General features: G+C 39.2%; 20 protein-coding genes and 2 tRNA genes. 13 read left to right on the top strand and 9 right to left on the bottom strand.

The genetic code is table 11. The annotated features are described in order from the left end of the window. Positions 1-157: 157 nt before the first annotated feature. The gene (gene lrp / locus GQR38_RS13040) at positions 158-637 is read right to left on the bottom strand and encodes a leucine-responsive transcriptional regulator Lrp (protein WP_007582985.1); all 480 of its coding nucleotides are present in this window, start codon (positions 635-637) and stop codon (positions 158-160) included. A gap of 142 nt (positions 638-779) precedes the next feature. On the opposite strand from lrp, the gene ald reads away from it, so the two are divergent. After that, positions 780-1,901 (top strand): alanine dehydrogenase, encoded by a 1,122-nt coding sequence (ald, locus tag GQR38_RS13035; RefSeq protein WP_010552621.1) that lies wholly within the window; start codon positions 780-782, stop codon positions 1,899-1,901. 131 nt (positions 1,902-2,032) lie between these two features. Here the strand turns inward: ald and pssA are convergent, their stop codons facing one another. After that, positions 2,033-3,358: a CDP-diacylglycerol--serine O-phosphatidyltransferase gene (pssA, locus tag GQR38_RS13030; RefSeq protein WP_101163084.1), complete on the bottom strand. Its 1,326-nt coding sequence runs from the start codon at positions 3,356-3,358 to the stop codon at positions 2,033-2,035. A gap of 287 nt (positions 3,359-3,645) precedes the next feature. Between pssA and trxB the strand changes: the two genes are divergently transcribed. The 4 genes from trxB (at position 3,646) to infA (ending at position 6,416) form a co-directional block, all read left to right on the top strand. Then, on the top strand, positions 3,646-4,596 hold the full coding sequence (gene trxB / locus GQR38_RS13025) for a thioredoxin-disulfide reductase (protein ID WP_008168643.1): 951 nt from the start codon (positions 3,646-3,648) through the stop codon (positions 4,594-4,596). A gap of 97 nt (positions 4,597-4,693) precedes the next feature. Beyond that, positions 4,694-5,410, top strand: a complete 717-nt coding sequence (aat, locus tag GQR38_RS13020; RefSeq protein ID WP_165721770.1) for a leucyl/phenylalanyl-tRNA--protein transferase — start codon at positions 4,694-4,696, stop codon at positions 5,408-5,410. Further along, a complete protein-coding gene (locus GQR38_RS13015; RefSeq protein ID WP_010552618.1) occupies positions 5,403-6,107 on the top strand; it encodes an arginyltransferase in 705 nt (234 codons plus the stop codon). The genes aat and GQR38_RS13015 overlap by 8 nt, the downstream gene beginning before the upstream one ends. 90 nt (positions 6,108-6,197) lie before the next feature. Further along, complete coding sequence (gene infA / locus GQR38_RS13010) at positions 6,198-6,416, top strand: translation initiation factor IF-1 (RefSeq protein WP_002962494.1); 219 nt, start codon at positions 6,198-6,200, stop codon at positions 6,414-6,416. Positions 6,417-6,629: 213 nt separating this feature from the next. Here the strand turns inward: infA and clpA are convergent, their stop codons facing one another. Both clpA and clpS read right to left on the bottom strand, forming a co-directional pair. Then, positions 6,630-8,891 carry an ATP-dependent Clp protease ATP-binding subunit ClpA gene (gene clpA / locus GQR38_RS13005; protein ID WP_007585108.1) on the bottom strand — a complete coding sequence of 754 codons (2,262 nt, stop codon included), beginning with the start codon at positions 8,889-8,891 and terminating at the stop codon, positions 6,630-6,632. Positions 8,892-8,959: 68 nt separating this feature from the next. Continuing rightward, positions 8,960-9,268 (bottom strand): ATP-dependent Clp protease adapter ClpS, encoded by a 309-nt coding sequence (clpS, locus tag GQR38_RS13000; RefSeq protein ID WP_007585109.1) that lies wholly within the window; start codon positions 9,266-9,268, stop codon positions 8,960-8,962. Between the two features lie 209 nt (positions 9,269-9,477). Here clpS and cspD point away from each other — a divergent pair, with 209 nt between their 5' ends. Together cspD and GQR38_RS12990 are read left to right on the top strand one after the other, a co-directional pair. Further along, entirely contained in the window at positions 9,478-9,696 is a 219-nt protein-coding gene (gene cspD, locus GQR38_RS12995; protein WP_002962500.1) for a cold shock domain-containing protein CspD, read from the top strand. 525 nt (positions 9,697-10,221) lie between these two features. Next, positions 10,222-12,444 carry an NADP-dependent isocitrate dehydrogenase gene (locus GQR38_RS12990; protein ID WP_007585113.1) on the top strand — a complete coding sequence of 741 codons (2,223 nt, stop codon included), beginning with the start codon at positions 10,222-10,224 and terminating at the stop codon, positions 12,442-12,444. 126 nt (positions 12,445-12,570) lie between these two features. On the opposite strand, the gene GQR38_RS12985 is transcribed toward GQR38_RS12990, so the two are convergent. The 4 genes from GQR38_RS12985 to GQR38_RS12970 form a co-directional block, all read right to left on the bottom strand. Next, entirely contained in the window at positions 12,571-13,812 is a 1,242-nt protein-coding gene (locus tag GQR38_RS12985) for an amidohydrolase family protein (RefSeq protein WP_010552615.1), read from the bottom strand. Between the two features lie 12 nt (positions 13,813-13,824). Further along, the gene (locus tag GQR38_RS12980; RefSeq protein ID WP_007585115.1) at positions 13,825-15,207 is read right to left on the bottom strand and encodes an amidohydrolase; all 1,383 of its coding nucleotides are present in this window, start codon (positions 15,205-15,207) and stop codon (positions 13,825-13,827) included. A gap of 100 nt (positions 15,208-15,307) precedes the next feature. Further along, a complete protein-coding gene (locus GQR38_RS12975) occupies positions 15,308-16,093 on the bottom strand; it encodes a hypothetical protein (RefSeq protein WP_007585117.1) in 786 nt (261 codons plus the stop codon). Positions 16,094-16,216: 123 nt separating this feature from the next. Further along, positions 16,217-16,909: a DUF445 domain-containing protein gene (locus GQR38_RS12970; protein ID WP_165721771.1), complete on the bottom strand. Its 693-nt coding sequence runs from the start codon at positions 16,907-16,909 to the stop codon at positions 16,217-16,219. Between the two features lie 125 nt (positions 16,910-17,034). Here GQR38_RS12970 and GQR38_RS12965 point away from each other — a divergent pair, with 125 nt between their 5' ends. Together GQR38_RS12965 and GQR38_RS12960 are read left to right on the top strand one after the other, a co-directional pair. Further along, complete coding sequence (locus GQR38_RS12965; protein WP_101163040.1) at positions 17,035-17,907, top strand: fructosamine kinase family protein; 873 nt, start codon at positions 17,035-17,037, stop codon at positions 17,905-17,907. Positions 17,908-18,013: 106 nt separating this feature from the next. Continuing rightward, on the top strand, positions 18,014-18,217 hold the full coding sequence (locus GQR38_RS12960) for a CPXCG motif-containing cysteine-rich protein (protein WP_008166246.1): 204 nt from the start codon (positions 18,014-18,016) through the stop codon (positions 18,215-18,217). A gap of 1 nt (position 18,218) precedes the next feature. On the opposite strand, the gene GQR38_RS12955 is transcribed toward GQR38_RS12960, so the two are convergent. Further along, on the bottom strand, positions 18,219-18,845 hold the full coding sequence (locus GQR38_RS12955; protein ID WP_007585130.1) for a riboflavin synthase: 627 nt from the start codon (positions 18,843-18,845) through the stop codon (positions 18,219-18,221). Between the two features lie 128 nt (positions 18,846-18,973). Here GQR38_RS12955 and GQR38_RS12950 point away from each other — a divergent pair, with 128 nt between their 5' ends. From GQR38_RS12950 to GQR38_RS12935, 4 genes are all read left to right on the top strand, one after another. Next, positions 18,974-20,344 carry an MATE family efflux transporter gene (locus GQR38_RS12950; protein ID WP_007585131.1) on the top strand — a complete coding sequence of 457 codons (1,371 nt, stop codon included), beginning with the start codon at positions 18,974-18,976 and terminating at the stop codon, positions 20,342-20,344. Then, a complete protein-coding gene (locus GQR38_RS12945) occupies positions 20,307-21,371 on the top strand; it encodes a DUF3080 family protein (protein ID WP_165721772.1) in 1,065 nt (354 codons plus the stop codon). The genes GQR38_RS12950 and GQR38_RS12945 overlap by 38 nt, the downstream gene beginning before the upstream one ends. 113 nt (positions 21,372-21,484) lie before the next feature. Next, a tRNA-Val gene (locus GQR38_RS12940) sits at positions 21,485-21,561 on the top strand. Positions 21,562-21,682: 121 nt separating this feature from the next. Further along, positions 21,683-21,759 (top strand) — tRNA-Val (locus GQR38_RS12935). Positions 21,760-21,870: the final 111 nt, after the last annotated feature.

Below are 21,870 nucleotides of genomic sequence, written 5' to 3'. Positions count from 1 at the left end.
TTATTATTCTATTTTTATTCACACTTACTTAGCAGTGAAATACCTTAGCAGGAAATGCAATTTGTTGCACTTTATCTTAACCTTGATGGCCTGATTATGAACAAGTTTTTATAATTTGAGCTTATATAAGCAAATGACGCAGCTAATATAAATAACCTTAAGTAATATAAGGACGAATAATTACGCCTTCTTCACCTTTTACTTCTTCCATTACTACATAAGTTCGGCTTTCACTAACATTAGGCAATTTTAATAATATGTCACCTAATACACCACGGTATTCTGACATATCATTTACGCGCGTTTTAAGTAAAAAATCAAAATTACCCGATACTAAATGACATTCGATAATTTCTTCGTGCTTTTTAACGGCCGCACTAAACTCATCAAATACGTCGGGAGATGTTTTAGTAATTGTTACTTCTACATACACCGATAAACCTTGCCCAAGCTTAGCTGGATCGACCACTGCTTTATAGCCAAGTATGTAGCCTTCTCGTTCTAGCTTTTTCACTCGCTCCAGACAGGGCGTGGCGCTTAGACCAACTCGTCTGGCCAGTTCAACATTTGAAAGGCGTCCATCGTGCTGTAATTCCATTAAAATTTTACGGTCAATTCTATCTAATAACTGATGCATAGTGCCAACTAGTTTTTTATGCTGTTTATTTTTGTTATATAGATGATAACACTAGATTTGACTTTAAAAAAGGTGAGACACACGGGCTTATGATGAATATAATAGTGAAAAATGTTAATCCGTTCTTAATAAGGCAAATGATATGATTATTGGTGTTCCTAAAGAAATTAAAAACCATGAATACCGTGTAGGTATGGTTCCTGCGAGTGTTCGTGAATTAGTAAACCACGGTCATCAAGTGATTGTAGAAACTGATGCAGGCATGGGTATTGGTTTTACTAACGAAGATTACACGCTAGCGGGTGCTGAAATTTTAGCAACTGCTGCTGACGTTTTCGCTAAAGCAGACATGATTGTAAAAGTAAAAGAGCCACAAGCTGTTGAACGTGCAATGTTACGTGAAGACCAAATTCTTTTCACTTACTTACACCTTGCACCTGATCTTCCACAAACTGAAGACCTTGTAAAAAGCAAAGCTATTTGTATTGCATACGAAACTGTAACTGACTCTCGCGGTGGTTTACCGCTTCTTGCTCCTATGAGCGAAGTTGCTGGTCGTATGTCTATTCAAGCTGGTGCACAAGCGCTAGAAAAATCTAACCACGGTCGTGGCATGCTACTAGGTGGCGTACCAGGCGTTGAAGCGGCTAAAGTTGTTATCATTGGCGGCGGCATGGTTGGTCGTAGTGCAGCGCAAATGGCTGTTGGCCTTGGTGCTGAAGTTGTCGTTCTTGACCGTAACATCGACGTATTACGTGCACTAGACGCGCAATTTGGTAATAAAGTTAAAGCTATTTACTCAACTGCTGATGCTCTAGAAAAACACGTACTAGAAGCTGATTTAGTAATTGGTGGCGTACTAATCCCAGGTGCAGCTGCACCTAAACTAGTAACGGCTGAGCACATTAAAGCAATGAAACCTGGTTCTGCAATTGTTGACGTTGCAATCGACCAAGGTGGCTGTATTGCTACTTCTAAAGCAACTACGCATGCTGATCCTACTTTCATCGTTGATGAAGTTGTTCACTACTGTGTTGCTAACATGCCAGGTGCTGTTCCACGCACATCTACGTTTGCACTTAACAATGCAACATTGCCTTTCATCATTAACCTTGCAAACAAAGGTTATAAAAAGGCGTTACTAGATGACGCTCACTTCTTAAAAGGCTTAAACGTAATTAAAGGCCAAGTAACTTATAAAGAAGTAGCAGAAGCGTTCAACATGGAATATGTTGACCCACGCACAGCGGTAGAAAACGCATAATTTAGCGTTTCGTAGTTAGATTGGTATTAAGTATGTAGCTACCTAACTACAACCATAAAAAAAGCAGCTAATTAGCTGCTTTTTTTGTATTTAAATTTCAGATTTATATAAATTTATTTAGATAAACTAGTTTAGATAAAACGCTTAATTATAAAATCTACTTTTACGCGCTTAGCTTGGCCAAGGAGTTTTTTAACTGGCTGTGGGTAATCATCCATCGTTTCTAAATCATCTGGGCCTGTTAAACGTCGGCAGTGTTGTAAAATTTCCTGCTTTTCGTTATCAATAGCATCCATAATTGTTTGCTCTGGATCTTCTATTAAAATACCGTTTTCGATATCAAGACCCCATGCACGTGGATTTAAGTTATGCCCGCTCAGTAAATGTTTTGTTCTATCTGAACAAATACCTTTTAAATGAAACGAATTGCTTTCATCTTTCCACAGATACACATTTAAATTACCGTTATCGATATGGCGCTTTTGCGTTTTTACAAATTTATGCAAAATAGTTTCGTATAAATAAGGTAATGCCCCTATTTTACTAAACGGCTCGCTTGGCGGTAAATAAAAATCATTTGCTGTTTTATCGCCTACAACAATAGTCACTTGCTTGCCTTGCTTTAATAATCGGCGCAGTGATCGCATAAGCGGTGCCGGAAAATTAAAGTATGGCGTATACAACACAAGCTCTTGCTCTGTTGTATCAAATAACGCTTTTATTAAACGATTTAACTCGTTATTACGACGCCCGAGTCCTAAAAACAAGCGAATACCTAATGCTTGCGTATTTAGCTGCTCTGCTGCGTTATAACTTGCGACTTTTAAATCGCGCATTAACTGCTTTTGATCAAGCTTAAAGTCGTGCAAACGCTTAAGCGGTCGCGTGTCTATACGTGGCACAGCCACTGAACTAAGTAGCTTTGTCTCAATAAAATCAACCACTGAGTCACACAGTTCGCTCTGCGTTATCAAAAAGTAGCGATCGAGTCTGTAGCGTTCGTTATGCTGCAAATACACGTTATTTAAACTTGCGCCGCTGTAAAGTAAGGTGTCGTCAATTACAAAACCTTTTAAATGCAATACGCCAAACAATTCTTTAGCTTTTACAGGTACGCCATAAACTTGTACGTTCGATTTAAACTTTTCTAAATCGTCACAGTATAAACTTGCGTTGCCGTCTGATTTATCAGCGCCAATTAATCCACGTTGCGCACGATGAAAATCCACCAGCACTTTTACCTCAAGTGCCGGGTTTGCTAATGACACACGATGCAGCGCTTCTAAAATTTCGCGACCTGCTTCGTCATCTTGTAAATACAACGCAGTAATATAAATTCGTTTTTTTGCGTTCGCTATCAAGCGTAGCAATTGCGTTCGGTAATCTTGCGCATTGGTTAAGACGTTAACGTCTTTTGAAGTCAACCCGAATGCGGGTTTTTCCTGCCAAAATAACATAGTTGCCTATTTGCTTAGGTCACATAATCTATCAGTGACAAATAAAATTAGGTAAAACATAACAAAAAAAATCAAAGGGGTCATGAAATAACGCTGTTTTGTTGCCTGTTAGTCTATTTATTGAGCTACTTAGGCATTTTAACTGTAAAAGCACATAACTCTAGTACACAATACTGCACAGCTTTTCGATTTGATAAAAAAAATAATCGCGGATTTTGTTTACATCTGCCTTGTTTTTCTTAGAATCGAGCGCATTAAAGACCGTATTAAACGTTTAGGAAAAAATAATGACTGAAGCAAAACATTGTAAGCTACTAATTTTAGGCTCTGGCCCAGCTGGTTATACTGCCGCAGTATATGCAGCACGTGCAAATTTAAACCCTGTTTTAATTACAGGCATTCAACAAGGTGGCCAATTAACAACCACAACTGAAGTTGAAAACTGGCCTGGTGATGCACACGGTTTAACAGGTCCTGCGTTAATGGATCGTATGAAAGAGCACGCTGAGCGCTTTGAAACTGAAATCATATTCGATCACATCAATAAAGTAGATGTATCTAAGCGCCCTTTCACACTAACTGGCGACCAAGGTACTTACACATGTGATGCATTAATCATTGCAACGGGTGCTTCTGCTAAATACTTAGGCCTAGAGTCTGAAACTAACTTCCAAGGCCGTGGTGTTTCGGCATGTGCTACGTGTGACGGCTTTTTCTATAAAGGTCAAAAAGTAGCGGTTGTTGGTGGTGGTAATACAGCGGTTGAAGAAGCGCTTTACTTATCTAACATTGCTGACGAAGTACATGTTATTCATCGTCGTGACAGTTTCCGCAGTGAAAAAATACTTGCTGACCGCCTTGCTGAAAAAGCAGCTAACGGTAACGTTGTAATGCATTACAACCGCACGCTGGACGAAGTATTAGGCGACCAAATGGGCGTAACCGGCGTTCGTATTAAAGATGCACACTCTGATGCAACTGAAGAGCTAGATTTAGCAGGCGTATTTATTGCTATTGGCCACAAGCCAAATACTGATATGTTTGTTGGTCAACTAGAAATGAAAGATGGCTACTTAGTTGTAGAGTCTGGTCTTCACGGCAACGCAACTCAAACAAGCGTAGAAGGCGTTTTTGCTGCAGGTGATGTGTCAGACCACATTTACCGTCAAGCAATCACATCTGCGGGTACAGGCTGTATGGCTGCCCTTGATGCAGAGCGTTTCTTAGATAATTTATAAGCAATTAAATAAATTATTATAGGGCTGATTATTCAGCCCTTTTTTTATGCCTAAAATATAGTTACACTTTTAAGATCAATTATAAAATAAGTACTGTATGAGAAATCAGCTATACCAATTAAGCGAAAACGATATAGCATTCCCCAATCCGGAATACGCATTAGAATCCCCTGATGGCTTGTTAGCAATTGGCGGAGATTTGAGTTTACCTCGCCTAAGTAATGCCTACAAAAGCGGAGTATTCCCTTGGTTTAGTGAAGATGAGCCTATTATGTGGTGGTCTCCCAGCGAGCGAGGCATTTTTGAGCTTAATGATTTTCATATAAGTAAGAGCCTGCGTAAGCATTTAAAAAAGCACCCTGTAAGAGTAACCATTAATAATGCCTTTGAAGAGGTGATAGAAGCCTGTCGCGATCAACGCCTTGATACCGATGGCACTTGGATCACCTCTGACATGCTCGACGCTTACGTTAATGCACACAATGCTGGCATTGCACATAGTTTAGAGGTGTGGAGTAACGGAGAGCTTGCAGGTGGCTTATACGGCATTATGCAAAATGGTGTTTTTTGTGGCGAGTCGATGTTTCATCATAAAACCAATTGCTCCAAGCTTGCTATGTGGGCACTGGTAAATTGGCTTAAACGCCATAATGCACATTTTATTGATTGCCAGTTAGAAAACCCTTATTTAATGACCCTAGGTGCAAAAGTAATCCCCCGTTCCACATTTTTGACTAAACTAAAAGCTGCACATAACTATACTGTTAACCCTATTATGTGGGAGCCACAAGAACTTGACGCAATCTATGAATGAGCAACTTCCTGCACGTGTTGGTTTAACCCAAGAGTTTGACTGTAGTTATTTACCCAACAGACAAGAGCAACTTTTAGTTATTCTTGATCCCAGTTGCTACAGCACCGATAAATTTGAGTCATTATTAGGCTTGGGATTTCGTCGCAGTGGTAACCAAATATACCGTCCACACTGCCCAATATGCAGCGCATGTAGTTCTGTACGTGTATTAGCACAAGACTTTATGCCCTCAAAATCGCAAAAACGTAAACTAAACAAAGCAAAAACACAGTTTGAGGTAAAATATTCAACGCAAGAGCGACCTGAGTACTATCCACTTTATAGCAAGTACATAACGATGCGCCATCAGGATGGAAGTATGTATCCTCCTGAAAAAGAACAGTTTCAAAGTTTTTTGCTTTGTAGTTGGCTCAAGATCACATTTATTGAACTGTGGCACCAAGATACTTTAGTCGCGGTTGCCGTAACTGATTGTATGAATAGCGCTATTTCTGCAATTTATACCTTTTTTGATCCCGACTTTGAACACTATAGTTTAGGCTCTGTGATGATATTAGAGCAGCTAAAGTTTGCTAAAGAGCAAAATAAGCAATACGTGTACTTGGGCTATCAAATTGATGAATGCGACAAAATGAAGTACAAAACTCAGTTTTTACCTGCTCAAAAACAGCTCAATGATGAGTGGGTGGCTATTTAATTTGCAAATATAGCCCCTGCGCCTTTACTTATTGGAGTATTTTGGGCAAAATCTGCAGCGTTTAACTATTAAAGAGGTGTTACGCTAAACATGGCGAAAGAAGACGTAATCGAAATGCAAGGGACAGTCCTTGATACTTTACCAAATACAATGTTCCGAGTTGAGCTAGAAAATGGTCACGTAGTTGTGGCTCATATTTCAGGCAAAATGCGCAAAAACTATATCCGTATTTTAACCGGCGATAAAGTAACGGTAGAAATGACTCCTTACGATTTATCAAAGGGTCGTATCGTATTCCGTGCTCGCTAAGTAAGTGCGTAAACGAGATTTAGTTTTTGGCTAGTGTTTTACTAGCTTTAAGCGTTTATTAAATGTAATTGATAGACATTGACTAGCAATTACATTTAATAAACAAAAAGCCCAGTTTTTGCTGGGTTTTTTGTTGCCTATAAAAAGGGCAAAAAAATGGCCCGCTATTATGTAGCGGGCCATTTTATTTAACTAAATTATTTAATTAACGTTTTACGCTGGTGTTAAATTACTCTCGTAATCAAAGCGAATCTTCTTGTCTTTAACCGATACTTTAACCGTACCGCCATCAACAAGTTCACCAAACAGTATTTCGTTAGCTAATTGCTTTTTAAGCTCTTCTTGAATAACACGTGCCATTGGACGTGCACCCATTGCTTTATCGTAGCCTTTATCTGCCAACCACTCACGTGCTTTAGACGTAAGCTCAAGGTTAACTGATTTTTTATCAAGCTGCGCTTGCAGTTCCACAATAAACTTATCAACCACCAGTAAAATAACTTCACGTTCAAGGTGATTAAACCAAATGATGTTATCTAAACGGTTTCTAAATTCTGGTGAAAATACTTTATTAATTGCACCCATTGCATCGTGCGTATGATCTTGCTCTGTAAAACCAATCGACTTACGCGTAGTTTCTTGTACGCCCGCATTGGTAGTCATTACAACCACTACATTTCTAAAGTCAGCTTTACGGCCGTTATTATCGGTCAACGTACCGTGATCCATAACCTGTAGCAAAATGTTGTAAATGTCTGGATGCGCTTTTTCAATCTCATCTAAAAGTACAACAGCATGTGGATTTTTAATAACTGCTTCTGTTAATAAACCACCTTGCTCAAAACCAACATACCCTGGTGGAGCACCAATTAATCGACTAATTGCATGGCGTTCTACATATTCCGACATATCAAAACGAATAAACTCAACACCCATACATTTAGCAAGTTGCTTAGTTACTTCTGTTTTACCCACACCGGTAGGCCCTGCAAACAAAAACGAACCTACTGGCTTTTCTTCGCTCGATAAACCAGAGCGAGATAAACGAATAGCTGATGTAAGTGCGTCAATAGATTGATCTTGCCCAAACACGAGCATTTTAAGGTTACGGTCTAGGTTTTTAAGCGTTTCTTTATCTGTTGACGAGACGCTTTGCGCAGGAATACGTGCCATTTTAGATATAATTAGTTCTATATCTGCCACGCCAATGGTTTTTTTACGTTTAGAGCTAGGTTGCAGGCGCTGACTTGCACCGGCTTCATCAATTACATCAATTGCTTTATCTGGCAAGTGACGCTCATTAATGTATTTAGCACTGAGCTCTGCAGCTGCTTTTAGTGCTTTTTGAGTGTAACGAATACCATGGTGCTCTTCGTAACGCTCTTTTAAGCCATTTAATATTTTAGTGGTGTCGGCAACACTTGGCTCAAGTACATCAATTTTTTGAAAGCGACGTACTAATGCACGGTCTTTCTCAAAAATATTTTTATACTCGTTGTAAGTTGTTGAACCCATACAACGTAGCTTACCACTTGAAAGGAGTGGTTTAAGCAAGTTTGATGCGTCCATAACACCACCAGACGCCGCGCCGGCACCAATTATGGTATGTATTTCATCAATAAATAAAATAGAGCCTGGTTCGGCTTGTAGCTCTTTTAGTAAGCTTTTAAAGCGCTTTTCAAAGTCGCCGCGGTATTTAGTACCCGCAAGCAATGCCCCCATATCTAGCGAATACACAACAGCATCTGCAATTACTTCTGGTACTTGCTTATTAACAATGCGATACGCTAAGCCTTCAGCAATGGCTGTTTTACCAACGCCCGCTTCACCTACAAGTAATGGGTTATTCTTTTTACGACGACACAATACTTGTACCGTGCGCTCTACTTCGCTGTCGCGTCCGATCAGTGGATCAATGTTACCTTCACGAGCTTGAACGTTTAAGTTAGTTGTAAAGCTGTCTAGCTTGCTTGCTTCTTCATTTTGAACTTCTTGCACTTCATCATGAATATCGTCGCTGTCGTTGCCTAATTCATCATCTGCTTTAGAAATACCATGCGAAATAAAGTTAACGATGTCTAAACGCGATACATCATGCTTTTTAAGTAAATATACAGCTTGGCTTTCTTGCTCAGAAAAAATAGCAACTAGCACATTCACGCCAGTGACTTCATTTTTACCTGACGATTGCACATGGAACACAGCGCGTTGTAATACACGTTGAAAGCCAAGTGTTGGCTGAGTTTCACGCTCTTCTTCTAAATCTGGAATGACGGGTGTTGTTTCGTCAATAAATTCTAATAATTCGGTTTTTAAACCAGAAATATTAACACCACACGCGTTTAGGGCTTCTCCTGCAGAAGGATTATCTAACAGCGCAAGTAAAAGGTGCTCTACGGTCATAAACTCATGACGGCGAGTGCGCGCTTCACGAAACGCGGCATTTAATGTGAGTTCTAAGTCTTTGTTTAGCATTGGCAACCCCTTACTGAGATAATAATTTATACCACAACAATCGGATGTTTGATCACCCTAATTGGTATTTATTCCTGCTCACAACTACAAAGCAGTGGATGCTCGTTATCACGCGCGTAGCGGTTAACTTGTTCAGCTTTGGTGTGGGCTACGTCAGCGCTGTAAACACCACATATACCCTTACCTTTTTCATGAACCTGAAGCATCACGTCGGTTGCTCTATCGCTATCCATATTAAAAAACGTCGTTAAAACTTCTATTACAAAGTCCATCGGCGTGTAGTCGTCGTTATTTAAAACAACTTTATATTTTCGCGGCGGCTGTAGCTTTTGCTTTTCGCTGTCGCGAACTGTATCGATAACACCTGAATCTTTCATACCACTCATAATTAAATATAGTCTTGTCTTTGTAACTCAAGCAAACTTGAATAAAAAATAAATAAAATGTTAAAAAAATAACTCAAAACACTTGACTGGTTGGCTAAATAAACTACAGTCAAACGTAGATTGATTAAACCTTAGTCAGTCTAGCAAATAATACAATTTAGAATAACTAAATTAGTCAACTTATTGAAGGATGTAGAAGTATGGCTTGCGGTAAAGTTAAATGGTTCAACAACGCTAAAGGTTTTGGTTTCATCGTAGAAGACGGCTGCGAGAATGATATTTTCGCTCATTACTCAACAATTGTAATGGACGGTTATAAAACGCTTAAAGCTGGTCAAGATGTAACATTCGAATTAGAACAAGGACCTAAAGGTCTACACGCTAAAAATATTGCCCCAGATGGTGACATTATTGAGTGACTATTGTTTTGTTCGACTAAAGCGAGTGACCTTTTAAGATCCTCGCTTAATTCCTTAAGCATACTAACTTATCTCTTCTCCCCTATTTATTGCCTCTTTTCATTCAAATTCAACCCTTTTCCTTGAATTTATTTTATATACCCCAATGTTCTAAGAGTTGATTGTTTAACTGCTTATTGGGCATGCTCAACCTCTAGCCCTTTTTATTTAAGCTTGTTACACTCTTGGTGCTAAAAATTGCGTATTAACGCAGCAACTAATCCAACTTGTCGCCTCTTTTATATGTACTAGGCTAAAGGCTGATTTATTTTTGTTAATTTTTTAGCTATAAATACAATTCCAGTTCGTCAGGTGTGACTATTCTGCTTTTATAAAAGAGCAACGCTGAGTACCAACACCTAACAAACTATTCATTACGAGCGTATGTATTCATTAACTTGTTTAATAATATGTACTCACTCATTAGTAATGATTTTCTTTGCATTGTTGAATAAGACCTTTTCGGTCTACTATCTAGGAATGATGATGACATCAAAAATTATCTATACAAAAACGGACGAAGCTCCGGCACTAGCAACTTACTCGTTGCTACCGATCATCCAAGCATATACAAATGCGGCCGGTGTTGAAGTTGAAACTCGCGATATCTCATTAGCAGGTCGTGTAATTGCTAGCTTCCCTGATTATTTAACACAAGAACAACGCATTGGTGATGCACTTGCTGAACTTGGCGAGCTTGCTAAAACACCAGAAGCAAACATCATCAAATTACCAAACATCAGTGCATCTGTACCACAGCTTCGCGCTGTAATTAAAGAGCTTCAAGCAAAAGGTTACGCTCTTCCAGAATACCCTGTTGAACCTAAAAATGATGAAGAAAAAGCAATTCAAGCTGCTTACGACAAAATCAAAGGCAGTGCAGTAAACCCAGTACTACGTGAAGGTAACTCTGATCGTCGCGCACCAGGTTCTGTAAAAGAATATGCACGTAACAACCCGCATTCAATGGGTGCGTGGAGCAAAGATTCAGAGTCTTATGTTGCAAGCATGAGCGAAGGCGACTTCTTTGGTTCAGAAAAGTCAGTAACTGTTGATACAGCCACTGATGTACGTATTGAACATGTTGCAACTAACGGCGACGTTTCTGTACTTAAACAAAGCACGCCTCTTTTAGCTGGCGAAGTTATTGATGCATCAAGCATCAGCGCTTCTAAGCTTCAAGCTTTCTTAGCTGCTGAAATTGACGCTGCTAAAGAAAAAGGTGTTTTATTCTCGCTTCACATGAAAGCGACAATGATGAAAGTATCTGATCCAATTATCTTTGGTCACGCTGTAAAAGTATTCTACAAAGATGTATTTGCTAAACACGGTGAGCTTTTTGAAGAGCTAGGTGTTGATGTAAATAATGGTTTAGGCGATGTATATTCTAAAATTCAAACATTAGACGATGCTAAGCGCGAAGAAATTGAAGCGGACATTCAAGCTGTTTACGCTAGCCGCCCTGCTATTGCTATGGTTGATTCTGACCGTGGTATTACAAACCTACACGTACCAAGTGACGTGATCATCGATGCTTCTATGCCTGCTGCAATCCGTTCAAGCGGTCAAATGTGGAATAACGATGGTAAATTACAAGACACTAGCTTTGTAATTCCAGATCGTTGTTACTCGGGTATTTACCAAGCAACTATTGATTTTTGTAAAGTAAATGGCGCGTTTGATCCAACAACTATGGGTAGCGTACCTAACGTTGGCCTTATGGCTCAAAAAGCTGAAGAATACGGTTCACACGATAAAACGTTTGAAGCTAAAGCTGACGGTTCTATCCGTGTTGTTGATGCAAATGGTAATACATTACTTGAGCACAGTGTTGAGCAAGGCGATATTTGGCGCATGTGTCAGGTTAAAGACGCACCAATCCAAGATTGGGTTAAGCTTGCAGTAAATCGTGCACGCGCAACAGGCGTTCCAGCTATTTTCTGGTTAGACGAAAACCGTGCACATGATGCAGAGCTAATCAAAAAAGTAAATAAATACCTACCAGATCACGATACAGCTGGCCTAGATATTCAAATTTTAGCACCGCTTGAAGCAACATTGTTCTCACTAGCGCGAATTAAAGAAGGTAAAGACACTATTTCTGTAACAGGTAACGTTTTACGTGATTACCTTACAGATTTATTCCCAATTTTAGAGCTAGGTACGAGTGCTAAAATGCTTTCAATTGTTCCACTTATGAACGGTGGTGGATTATTTGAAACTGGCGCGGGTGGTTCTGCACCTAAGCATGTTCAACAATTCGAAAAAGAAAATCACTTACGTTGGGATTCTTTAGGTGAATTTTTAGCACTTGCTGCATCTCTTGAGCACCTAAGCGTAACTACGGGTAACAACAAGGCACAAGTTCTTGCTGATACGCTAGATAAAGCGACTGGTACTTTCTTAGCAGAAAACAAGTCTCCTTCACGTAAAGTGAAAGAAATTGATAACCGTGGTTCTCATTTCTTCCTATCTTTATTCTGGGCACAAGAACTTGCTAAGCAAAATGATGACAGTGAACTTAAAGCACAGTTTACTCAAATTGCTAGCGACCTTGAGTCTAATAAAGAACAAATCGTAAGTGAACTTAACGATGCGCAAGGCCCTGCAGTTGATTTAGGCGGTTACTTCCAGCCTAACGATGATGCAGCCTTTAAAGCGATGCGTCCAAGCACTACATTTAACGATATTCTTGCTAAATTAGTATAAATATTGGTTTAAATTTAAAAGCCGCTTACTTGTAAAAGTAAGCGGCTTTTTTATGTCTAAATTTTACAAACAAAAAGGCCGCTATTTATAAAATAGCGGCCTTTAAAATAATTAAATTTATTTTAATTATTTAGTATATGCACGTGGCATTTTTGAATCAGTCGTATAACGGTCACGCAGTTTATCTTGGCGAGATTGTGTAGATACCTCAACGCCATTAATAAACATTTTGCTCACGTGGCTGCTTAGTTCAAACGGGTCATTACTCCACATTACTACATCAGCAGCTTTACCTACTTCAAGGCTACCTGCATTAATGCCAAATACATCAGCAACGTTTGATGTAACCGCTTTTAACGCACCTTCTTGGCTCATACCATACGATACTGCATTACCAGCATCAAAACGCAGCTGATAAATGTTGTGACTTGCATCACCACCTACCGTTAATAATACTTTAACGCCTGCTTTTTCTAGCACACCTGCATTATCTAAACTCGCATGAAGCGAATCAAAACTTGCTGGTAAGCTGTCCATTGCACTAATAATCACTGGGATATTTGCTTTAGCAACGCGCTCTTTAACTACAACAGCGTCTTGTGCGCCGTTAAGTACTAAGTTAATACCAAATTGCTCTTTTACTTTAATAAGCTCAATAATATCCGCCGCACGTGATACGCCAACCACTAATGGCATTTCGCCACTGAGTACTTTTGCCATTACTTTGTCTTCAGTACTTGGCTTGTCGTCATCTTTTTTCGCTTTTTTACCGGCTTTAGTTTTGTGCTCATCAAGTTTATTAATCAGTGTTTGCAAAGTAAAAGCACGAGAGCCTTTACTGCGCTCACCTAAGTAAACAATTAAAGCCGCTTGTTTTTGCATGTCGCTATCAAAACTACCACTTAAATCAACAACACTTGCAAGGCCTGAAAAAATGCTATCGCCGCCATGAGGGGTAATTACATCGCGTGTTACACCGCCTTTACGAGCGTAAGGGATTAAGCTTGAATGTGCGTTGTAAGCAAGACTTACGTCAAAATCAATACCGGCTTTTTCCTCGCCAGCATCGCGAGAGCCTGCAACTGCACTTACTTCAACTAAACCAAGTTGATTAATACTTGCAATAAAGCCAGGGGTTACAATTTGGCCCTTTGCATCAATAATTTGATCTACTTTAATTTCAGTTGGGTTAATCGCTGTGATTTTACCATCTGTCATTACAATGCTTGCCGCTTCTAATACACCTTGATCAGATGACGTATGCAATGTTGCATTAATAATTGCTAGCGATTGTGCGCTTACAGCACCAGATGCTAATAATCCTGCAGCAACCAGAGAAAGCGAAAACGAACGTGATAAATTTTTCATTCTGGGTGCTCCTTATTGTTGACCTAACATAAAATCACTTGTTGCTTGATACGCGCTGTCGTTTCTATCGTAAACTTTTGCACCATCAACAAACACTTGTTCAGCTTTAGCATAAACACTAAATGGGCTTTGATTCCAAATAACAACATCGCCCTGCTTACCTGCTTCTAGTGAACCTGTTTTGTCATCAATACCTAGCGATTTAGCAGCGTTAGCCGTGATCCATTTAATAGCGTGTTGCTCAGAAATATCAAAACCGTTTTCGTTAGCACGATACATAACCTTGCCAGCTTCTTGGTTTAAGCGCTGAATAGTGGTATCTGAATCTGAGTGAACAACCGCACATGAATTTTTAACAGCATCAACAATAGCTACGTTTTCTTGAACCATGTCGTAGGCTTCCATTTTAAAGCCCCACCAGTCTGGCCAAAGTGCAGCACACGAGCCATTTTCGGCAAGTAGGTCAGCAATTTTATATGCTTCTACACCGTGATGGAATGTACCCGCGTCGTAATTAAATTCTTTTGACAGGTCAATCATCATTGCCATTTCTTCAGCTTTATAACAATGATTATGAATACGTACTTCGCCCTCAAGCACACCACGAAGCGTATCGTGTTTAATATCACGTACTGGTGCTTCTGGGTTTAAACCGGCTTCATAATCGGCATCGTACTTATCCCACGCACGTTTGTATTCAGCGGCTTCAGCCCATGCCATACGATAACCTGCCATATTACCCATACGAGTTGAAGGCAATACACCTTGACGACCATAAACACGTTTAGGGTTTTCACCACACGCCATTTTTAAACCATACGGCGCCTCTGGAAATTTCATACCTTGCATAGTGTGTGCAGGGACGTTTTTAAGCGTAACGCCGCGTCCACCAAATAAGTTAGCTGAGCCTGGTAAAATTTGTAGAGAAGTAATGCCGCCTTCGCGTGCGCGATTAAAGCCAGGATCTTGTGGCCAAACAGAATGCTCAACCCACACTTCTGCAGTGTTAGGGCTGGTCATTTCGTTACCATCTTGATGCGACTCAACCGACGGGCTTGGGTATGCACCTAAATGTGAATGTACGTCAATAATACCCGGTGTTACCCATTTGCCTTGTGCATCAATTGTAATATCAGCAGTAGCAGTTAAGTCTTTACCAACTTGTTGTACTTTGCCGTCAACAAGTAATACATCAGCTTCATCTAAACGCTCACCAGTACCTGTAAGTACTGTTGCATTTGTAATAAGTGTGCTTGATGTAGAAACGGGCTGATAAGTGCTTGGGTAAGGATTTTTGTTGATTGTTATTTTATCGTCTTGCGGGCCGTTTTCTTGGCAACCTACAAGTGCAGCAGCTAAGCCAACTGCTAATAAAGAAGGTGCAAATTTTTGCATGTTGTTTGGATCTCCTGTTTTTTTGCTACTTTAGCGAAAGCTAAGGAATAAAGCCAAAAAAACAGGTGAAAACGCAGTTAATTAAGATGAATATCTGTAATTATTTCTTTATATAATTGTTATACAACTTTTCAAGCGCACCTTCGGTTGTAAGCGATGGATCTTTACTAATAAAGTGCTTAACCGTACGCGTTACAAAATCAGAGTTTTGCTTATGTAACTTTGAAAAATCTTTAATAATTGTATTACCGTCTTTAGCCGCTGTCACTTTGTCATGACGGTGACGATACTGGCTTAGCGCTTTATTAAAATCCCCTTGGTAGTCTTCAACCAAAATTTTATAAAAGTCACTTTTTTGTACGTTTAAATCATTAATGCAGTAATTTAGCGCCTCTTTAAAGTCGGTAAATATCATGCCTTCTACATCAAACTCTTTTGTTTTTTCACGTACTGCTACTTTGGCATCTTCTGTGGCATAGCTAAAACCAGTAAACGCTAAACGCTCAGCGGCTTCTTTTCCTAATTTCATACCCGCTTGAATACTATGCGCAAACTCATCGCTCATATCGCCAAGTTCGTTTTCTTCCCACATGTTATAAACACGCAGAGGTTTTGCGTATTTAGTGGCAAGCTTTTTCTTCATTTTAGTGAAACGCTCATCAATCGTCATCAGCCTTTCGTTATGTAAAAGTGCATGACACTCATAACACGCAGGAATAGATATAAAATCAGCTTCTTCACCTAAATCAACAATGCTTTGTAGCATATGCAGCGGCGGACAATGGTCGCGCTCTGTCGCTTCACAGCCACAATAAAAACACTGGTTAAAATGCTGCTGATCGCAAGCGTATGCTTGCTGATAATAACTGGCTAACGTTTTGCTCACCGTTGCTCCTAAAAAACACGACTAAATTATGGGGGCGATAATAACAGCCTGAAAAAATAAGTCAGCCGCAAAAAAGTATTTAATTTAATTATTTTACAGATATCACTTAACACAAAACAGCGCTTAAATAAGCGCTGCAATTAAACCGAATAAACCACCAAACACACCACCCCACACTACAAGCCACCCTAAGTGCTCGCGGATCATGGTTTGAATAATCTCTTTAACCATTTTTGGGGTAAGCTCATCTAAGCGCTCATCAACTAATTTAAGTACCGTTTTATGTAGGCTCTCTGCACTATTACCTTGTGAAAGTGTTTGGGTTACTAATGCTTTAAAGTCGTCAGTTTGAGAGATTTCACCAAGCGACAATTGCATTTTTTCAATAAACTTTTCACGCATTGGCTCTATTGCCGCTGTGCCGCCAAACATCCCAAGCATGCTACCAAACTGAGATTGCTCTATTACCTCTAACAAATTGTCGAATGCAGGGTTTAGATCAACATTGCTAATTATTGGCTCAAAATCGATGTTGGGCTGCGCTTTATTGAGTAAATTATTAATTTTTTGCTCTGAAAAAAACTCCGTTAATATTAGGTTTCGTATAGCTACTTTAAAGCTTTCAAACTTAAGCGCTATAACGCCTGAGCCATATAAAAACGGGACTTTTTCGAACAACATATGAATCGCTAATAAATTAGTTACCGCGCCAGAAAGTGCAAATAAACCAACAGATAACACAATTGCTTGGTTAAACATAAAACCTACAACAACACATAAACCCGCTAGCAAATTGGTTATTAAACTTTTGTTCATTTTTACTCCATTACAGTAAGTGTAATTTTTATGCAATATAGTCATTAATTTTACAACGTTTAGATTGTTAAATTAATACCTTTTTGCCATAGTTTAAATATCTGTTTAAAAGGCGAGCAATTGTTATGTGGAAAACAGTAAATGAGCACATCAGCCAAGCCATTAATTTTGACTTTAAACACACCTATAAACGCCAATTACAAAGTACAAATACCGATAAACTATTTCATATTACCAATGGTACGCATAACTTCTTCGTTAAAATAGCATTAAAAAGCGAACTCGAGCGTTTAGAAAGTGAATTTATTGGCTTAAAGCTTTTAGCGCAAAATAGTAATTTTAAAGTCCCTGAATGTATTACAACCGGTGCAAATATAGAGTTTTCGTTTATTGTTTTACAGTGGCTTGTTTTAGATAAACAACCCCACAACACGTGGGCAACTATGGGAAGCAGCCTCGCTAAAATGCATCAAAAACACGACCAAGCCATGTTTGGTTTTGATGTAGACAACTACATAGCCACTACCATACAACCTAATCGCTGGCATAAAAAATGGGATGTATTTTACGCCGAAGAACGTATAGGGTGGCAATTACAGTTACTCGCTGAAAAAGGCATTAACTTTATTGAACCCGAGCGCTTAATTAATGCCGTTAAAGAACAGCTGCATAGTCATCAAGTTGAGCCCTCATTACTGCATGGCGATTTTTGGCGAGGAAATATGGGCTTTTTAAAAGCAGAGCCAACGGTATTTAACCCCGCTTGTTATTATGGTGATCGGGAAGTGGATATTGCAATGAGCGAACTATTTGCGCCACTGCCAAAAGACTTTTATAGCGCCTATAACCAGCACTACCCGCTTTCTCAAAATTACGAAAAACGTAAGTTAATATACCAGCTATACCCTATTTTAAATCACGCTAACATCTTTGCCGGTCACTATCTTACTGAAGCTAAACAACATATAGAAAAGCTGGTATTTGAAGGTATAAAATAAGTGTCATAAGCTGCATTTCAGCACTATATTTAATGAGTAATAAGTAGGCGTTCATCTGTAAGCGATTAAGTTGAATCTAACTTAATTATTTATAACTGGAGTGATTATGAAAGATTTTTTATCACAACGAATAACGTGCCCACACTGCGGACACCACATACATTTAGACTTAGACGCAAGCATGGGCGATCAAGACTACATAGAAGATTGCACTGCCTGCTGTAACCCAATTCATTTAAATATGCATATAGATCATGCTAACAATAAGTTAGAGCTACACGTAGACAGTGACGACGAACAAATATTTTAACTTAAGCCTGATGGCGTAAGTAGTTTTCTACCGTATTTACAATAGTGTAAGTTTGCTGATCAACTTCAATATTAAACTTGTCACCCACTTGCGCTGCACCAATGTTTGTAATGGCGAGCGTTTCCGGAATTAGGTGTAACCAAAAACCTTGTTCATCAACTTCGCCCACGGTTAAGCTTGCGCCATTTATCGCAACAAACCCTTTATATAACACATACTTTTGCCACTCTTTTGGCAGGCTTAATTGAATTTTACAGTTATTCTCAAGCTTCACTATTTGAGAAATTTGTGACGTACAATGAATATGCCCAGACACTATATGCCCACCTAGCTCAGTACCAAACGTAACAGAGCGTTCGTAATTAACTAAACTACCTAACTCAAGCAGTCCTAAATTAGTTAACTTTAGGGTTTCGTCAATCACATCAAAATGCACTTGCGCTACCACATCGTGATTACTTAGCTCAACTTGCACAACTGTTAAACAACAGCCATTAATAGCAATACTTGCGCCTAAATCTAAATGCTTAACGTACTCATCGCTCACCGATACAACTAAGCGTAAAACACCGTCTGTTTGAGTCTTAGAGACCACCGTAGCTTGCGTTTGCACTATTCCTGTAAACATAAAATCACTTTAAATTATTACAAAGTGCTAGTTTAACGTATCAACTCATAAAATCATTCACTACTGTGATTTTTATTTAAACCCCAATAGATTACAATTACGCCCTATTTTATCAACTAGCTGTTTTTATGACCTTTTGCAATTGGGAAGCCAAGCGTTTACTTTCCCTCGCTTTACCTGTTTTTTTAGCGCAAGTTACACTTATTTTAATGTCGGTCGTCGACACAATTATGGCAGGTCAAGTTAGCCCTACTGACTTAGCTGCACTGTCTATTGCAACAGGAATATGGAACCCTTTATTACTTGGCCTTCAAGGTATTTTATTAGCGCTTACTGGTATTATTGCGCAGTTTTCGGGCAGTGATGACCGCAAAGGCATTAGCCACTATTTTCAACAAGCGCTTTATTTAACCGCTATTTTGAGCTTTACAGGCTTTGGAATTGCCCATTTAGCAGATGCTATTATTTTTAAGCTCGATACAACGCCTGCAATTGCAAACCTTGCCATTGACTACATTCACTTTGTGAAATGGGGTGTATTTGGATTTTTAATTTTTACGGTATACAGAAACGTTACCGAAGGTATGGGAATGACCAAGCCCGCGTTTTACATAAGCCTATTAGGTTTAGCTGTTAATATTCCGGTAAATTATATTTTCATAAATGGCTTATTTGGTTTTCCTGCTTATGGCGGCGCGGGCTGTGGCATTGCCACAGCAATTGTTTTAACTGTTATGGCAATAGCGCAAGTCACTTACTGCCAAATGAGTAAAAAAGTAGATGCTAAAGGCCTGCTTTCATCATTCGAAAAACCTAATTTCACTACCATTGGTATTATTACTAAGTTAGGTATACCAATTTCACTCGCCACCTTTTTTGAAGTCACTTTATTTGCGTGTATACCGCTATTTATAGCGCATTTAGGTGCAGTAGCTATATCGGGGCATCAAATAGCAGCCAGTGTAACTACATTGCTGTTTATGATGCCGCTGAGCCTATCAATCGCTATTAGCATTCGTATAGGTAACTTATATGGCCAAAAGAACATGACTCAATTAAAAGTTGCGGTTTCTACCAGCTATATTTTAGCCATTGCTGTTGCGTTATTTTTAGCGCTTATTACGTTTGCCGGTCGTGATTTAATTAGCCAACTGTATACCGACAGCCCCGCTGTTATGGCATTGGCTTCATCAATTATGATTTTAGCGTGTATTTACCAATTACCTGATGCACTGCAAGTTGCAGCAAATGGCATACTCCGTGGGTTAAAATACACCACGCCTATATCGTATATTACGTTTATATCGTATTGGTTAATCGGCTTTTGTTTAGGTTACGTATTGGCAAGAACAGACATAATTGTGCCAGCTATGGGGCCACACGGTTTCTGGACTGGGATAATAGTAGGTCTTAGTGTCGCTGCTATTTTATTAATGCTAACGGTAAAAAAACGTCTAAAATATGAATTTCTTAAAATTGATGCACTCAATCAAAACTAATAAACTCAGCCTTAAAACATTACCAGCTGCTTTGCTGGTAATGTGTTTTTTAACGCTTACTGGCTGCAACAAACCACAAAGTAGTATAAACGTTACTTATATTGAACGCTTAAGTAGCACAGCTGATACAAGTCCAACACAACCTGCGCCACTCAAGCAACTCCCCTTACTGCAGCCTACCCCAATAGCACAAAGTGACTTAACACTGAGCATTGTTGAGCTTGCAGGCATTAGCCAATGTAAGCTTAACGTGCTTATAAGTGAGCACAATAACCAATTAGGAAAAACCGCCAGCGCTGCTGGGCAATTAAAATATCAAATAAACTTTATTAAAAGTGCGCAGGTTTGCTTAGACACGCTTGATAAAAATAGTCCTAGTTACACAAAAATACTCGCAGCCAAAAACTACAAAGAAACACACCTAATGCACTTTTTTAACACCATGTTATTTAAAGAGCCTGAGTTAAATCGTACCTGGCAACTCACCTCAAACGAGCTTACTACTGAACCTGCTGGTTTTAGTGATACCGTACTTGCGCTAAAGCAACTTGTACTCATTAAGCAACAAATTAAGGCTAAAGAATTTAGTGAAATTAATAGCGATTCTATTTTTAGTGCACTCGAGCAGCTTAATAAATTTCAATTTAACCAGGCACTCATTCAATCGGTCCGCAAGCAGGTAGTGTTAAATAACAACGCCACGCAGTTTGTAAAAACATTAAACTTTAATACGCTGTGCCCACAGGATAAAAATAATAAAAACGCAAAAATCATAAGCAACGTATTTCAAAAGTTTTACCTAAAAGAAATTCAGCCCTATCAAGCGCAGTTAACTGGTTATCTAGAGGCACTACAACCGCTTTATAATGAGCTTTGGTTTAACGAAAGTATCTCAAGCCCTCAAATTAATAACTTAGTAAAAACGGGCTCAGCAAGTAACTTACTGAACTTACTAAAAAGCTCAGCTAAAAAACATGTGGTTTGGTGGCAAGGTTTTTATAAAACGTGTGAAATAAGCCCAATATGAATAAAAAAACGGCAAATAAACTCAAAAACAACAAACTTGCTTGATTCACCAACCGCCACGCTATATATTAGCCGCCGTTGTTAAGCAATTAACACCTACTTAAATAAAGTAATACGACTGTAGCTCAGTTGGTTAGAGCACTACCTTGACATGGTAGGGGTCGGTGGTTCGAATCCACTCAGTCGTACCAACATTAATGAAACGTATAATTGAAGGAAAGAGCACTACCTACTCTTGACCACCCGGTCCAAAGGTCAGTAGTTCGAATCCACTCAGTCGTACCAAAATTTAAGTAAAACCTCAAAAATTGTACGACTGTAGCTCAGTTGGTTAGAGCACTACCTTGACATGGTAGGGGTCGGTGGTTCGAATCCACTCAGTCGTACCACTTCAAAGTAATAAAAAACCTAAGAAAAAGCACTACCCACTCTTGATCACCCGGTCCAAGGGTCAGCAGTTCGAATCCACTCAGTCGTACCACTTCAAAGTAATGAAAAAA

Source organism: Pseudoalteromonas sp. c7(2019), assembly GCF_011378625.1.
Classification (GTDB): Bacteria; Pseudomonadota; Gammaproteobacteria; order Enterobacterales; family Alteromonadaceae; genus Pseudoalteromonas; species Pseudoalteromonas arctica.
This window is presented reverse-complemented; position numbering and strand designations above follow the sequence as displayed.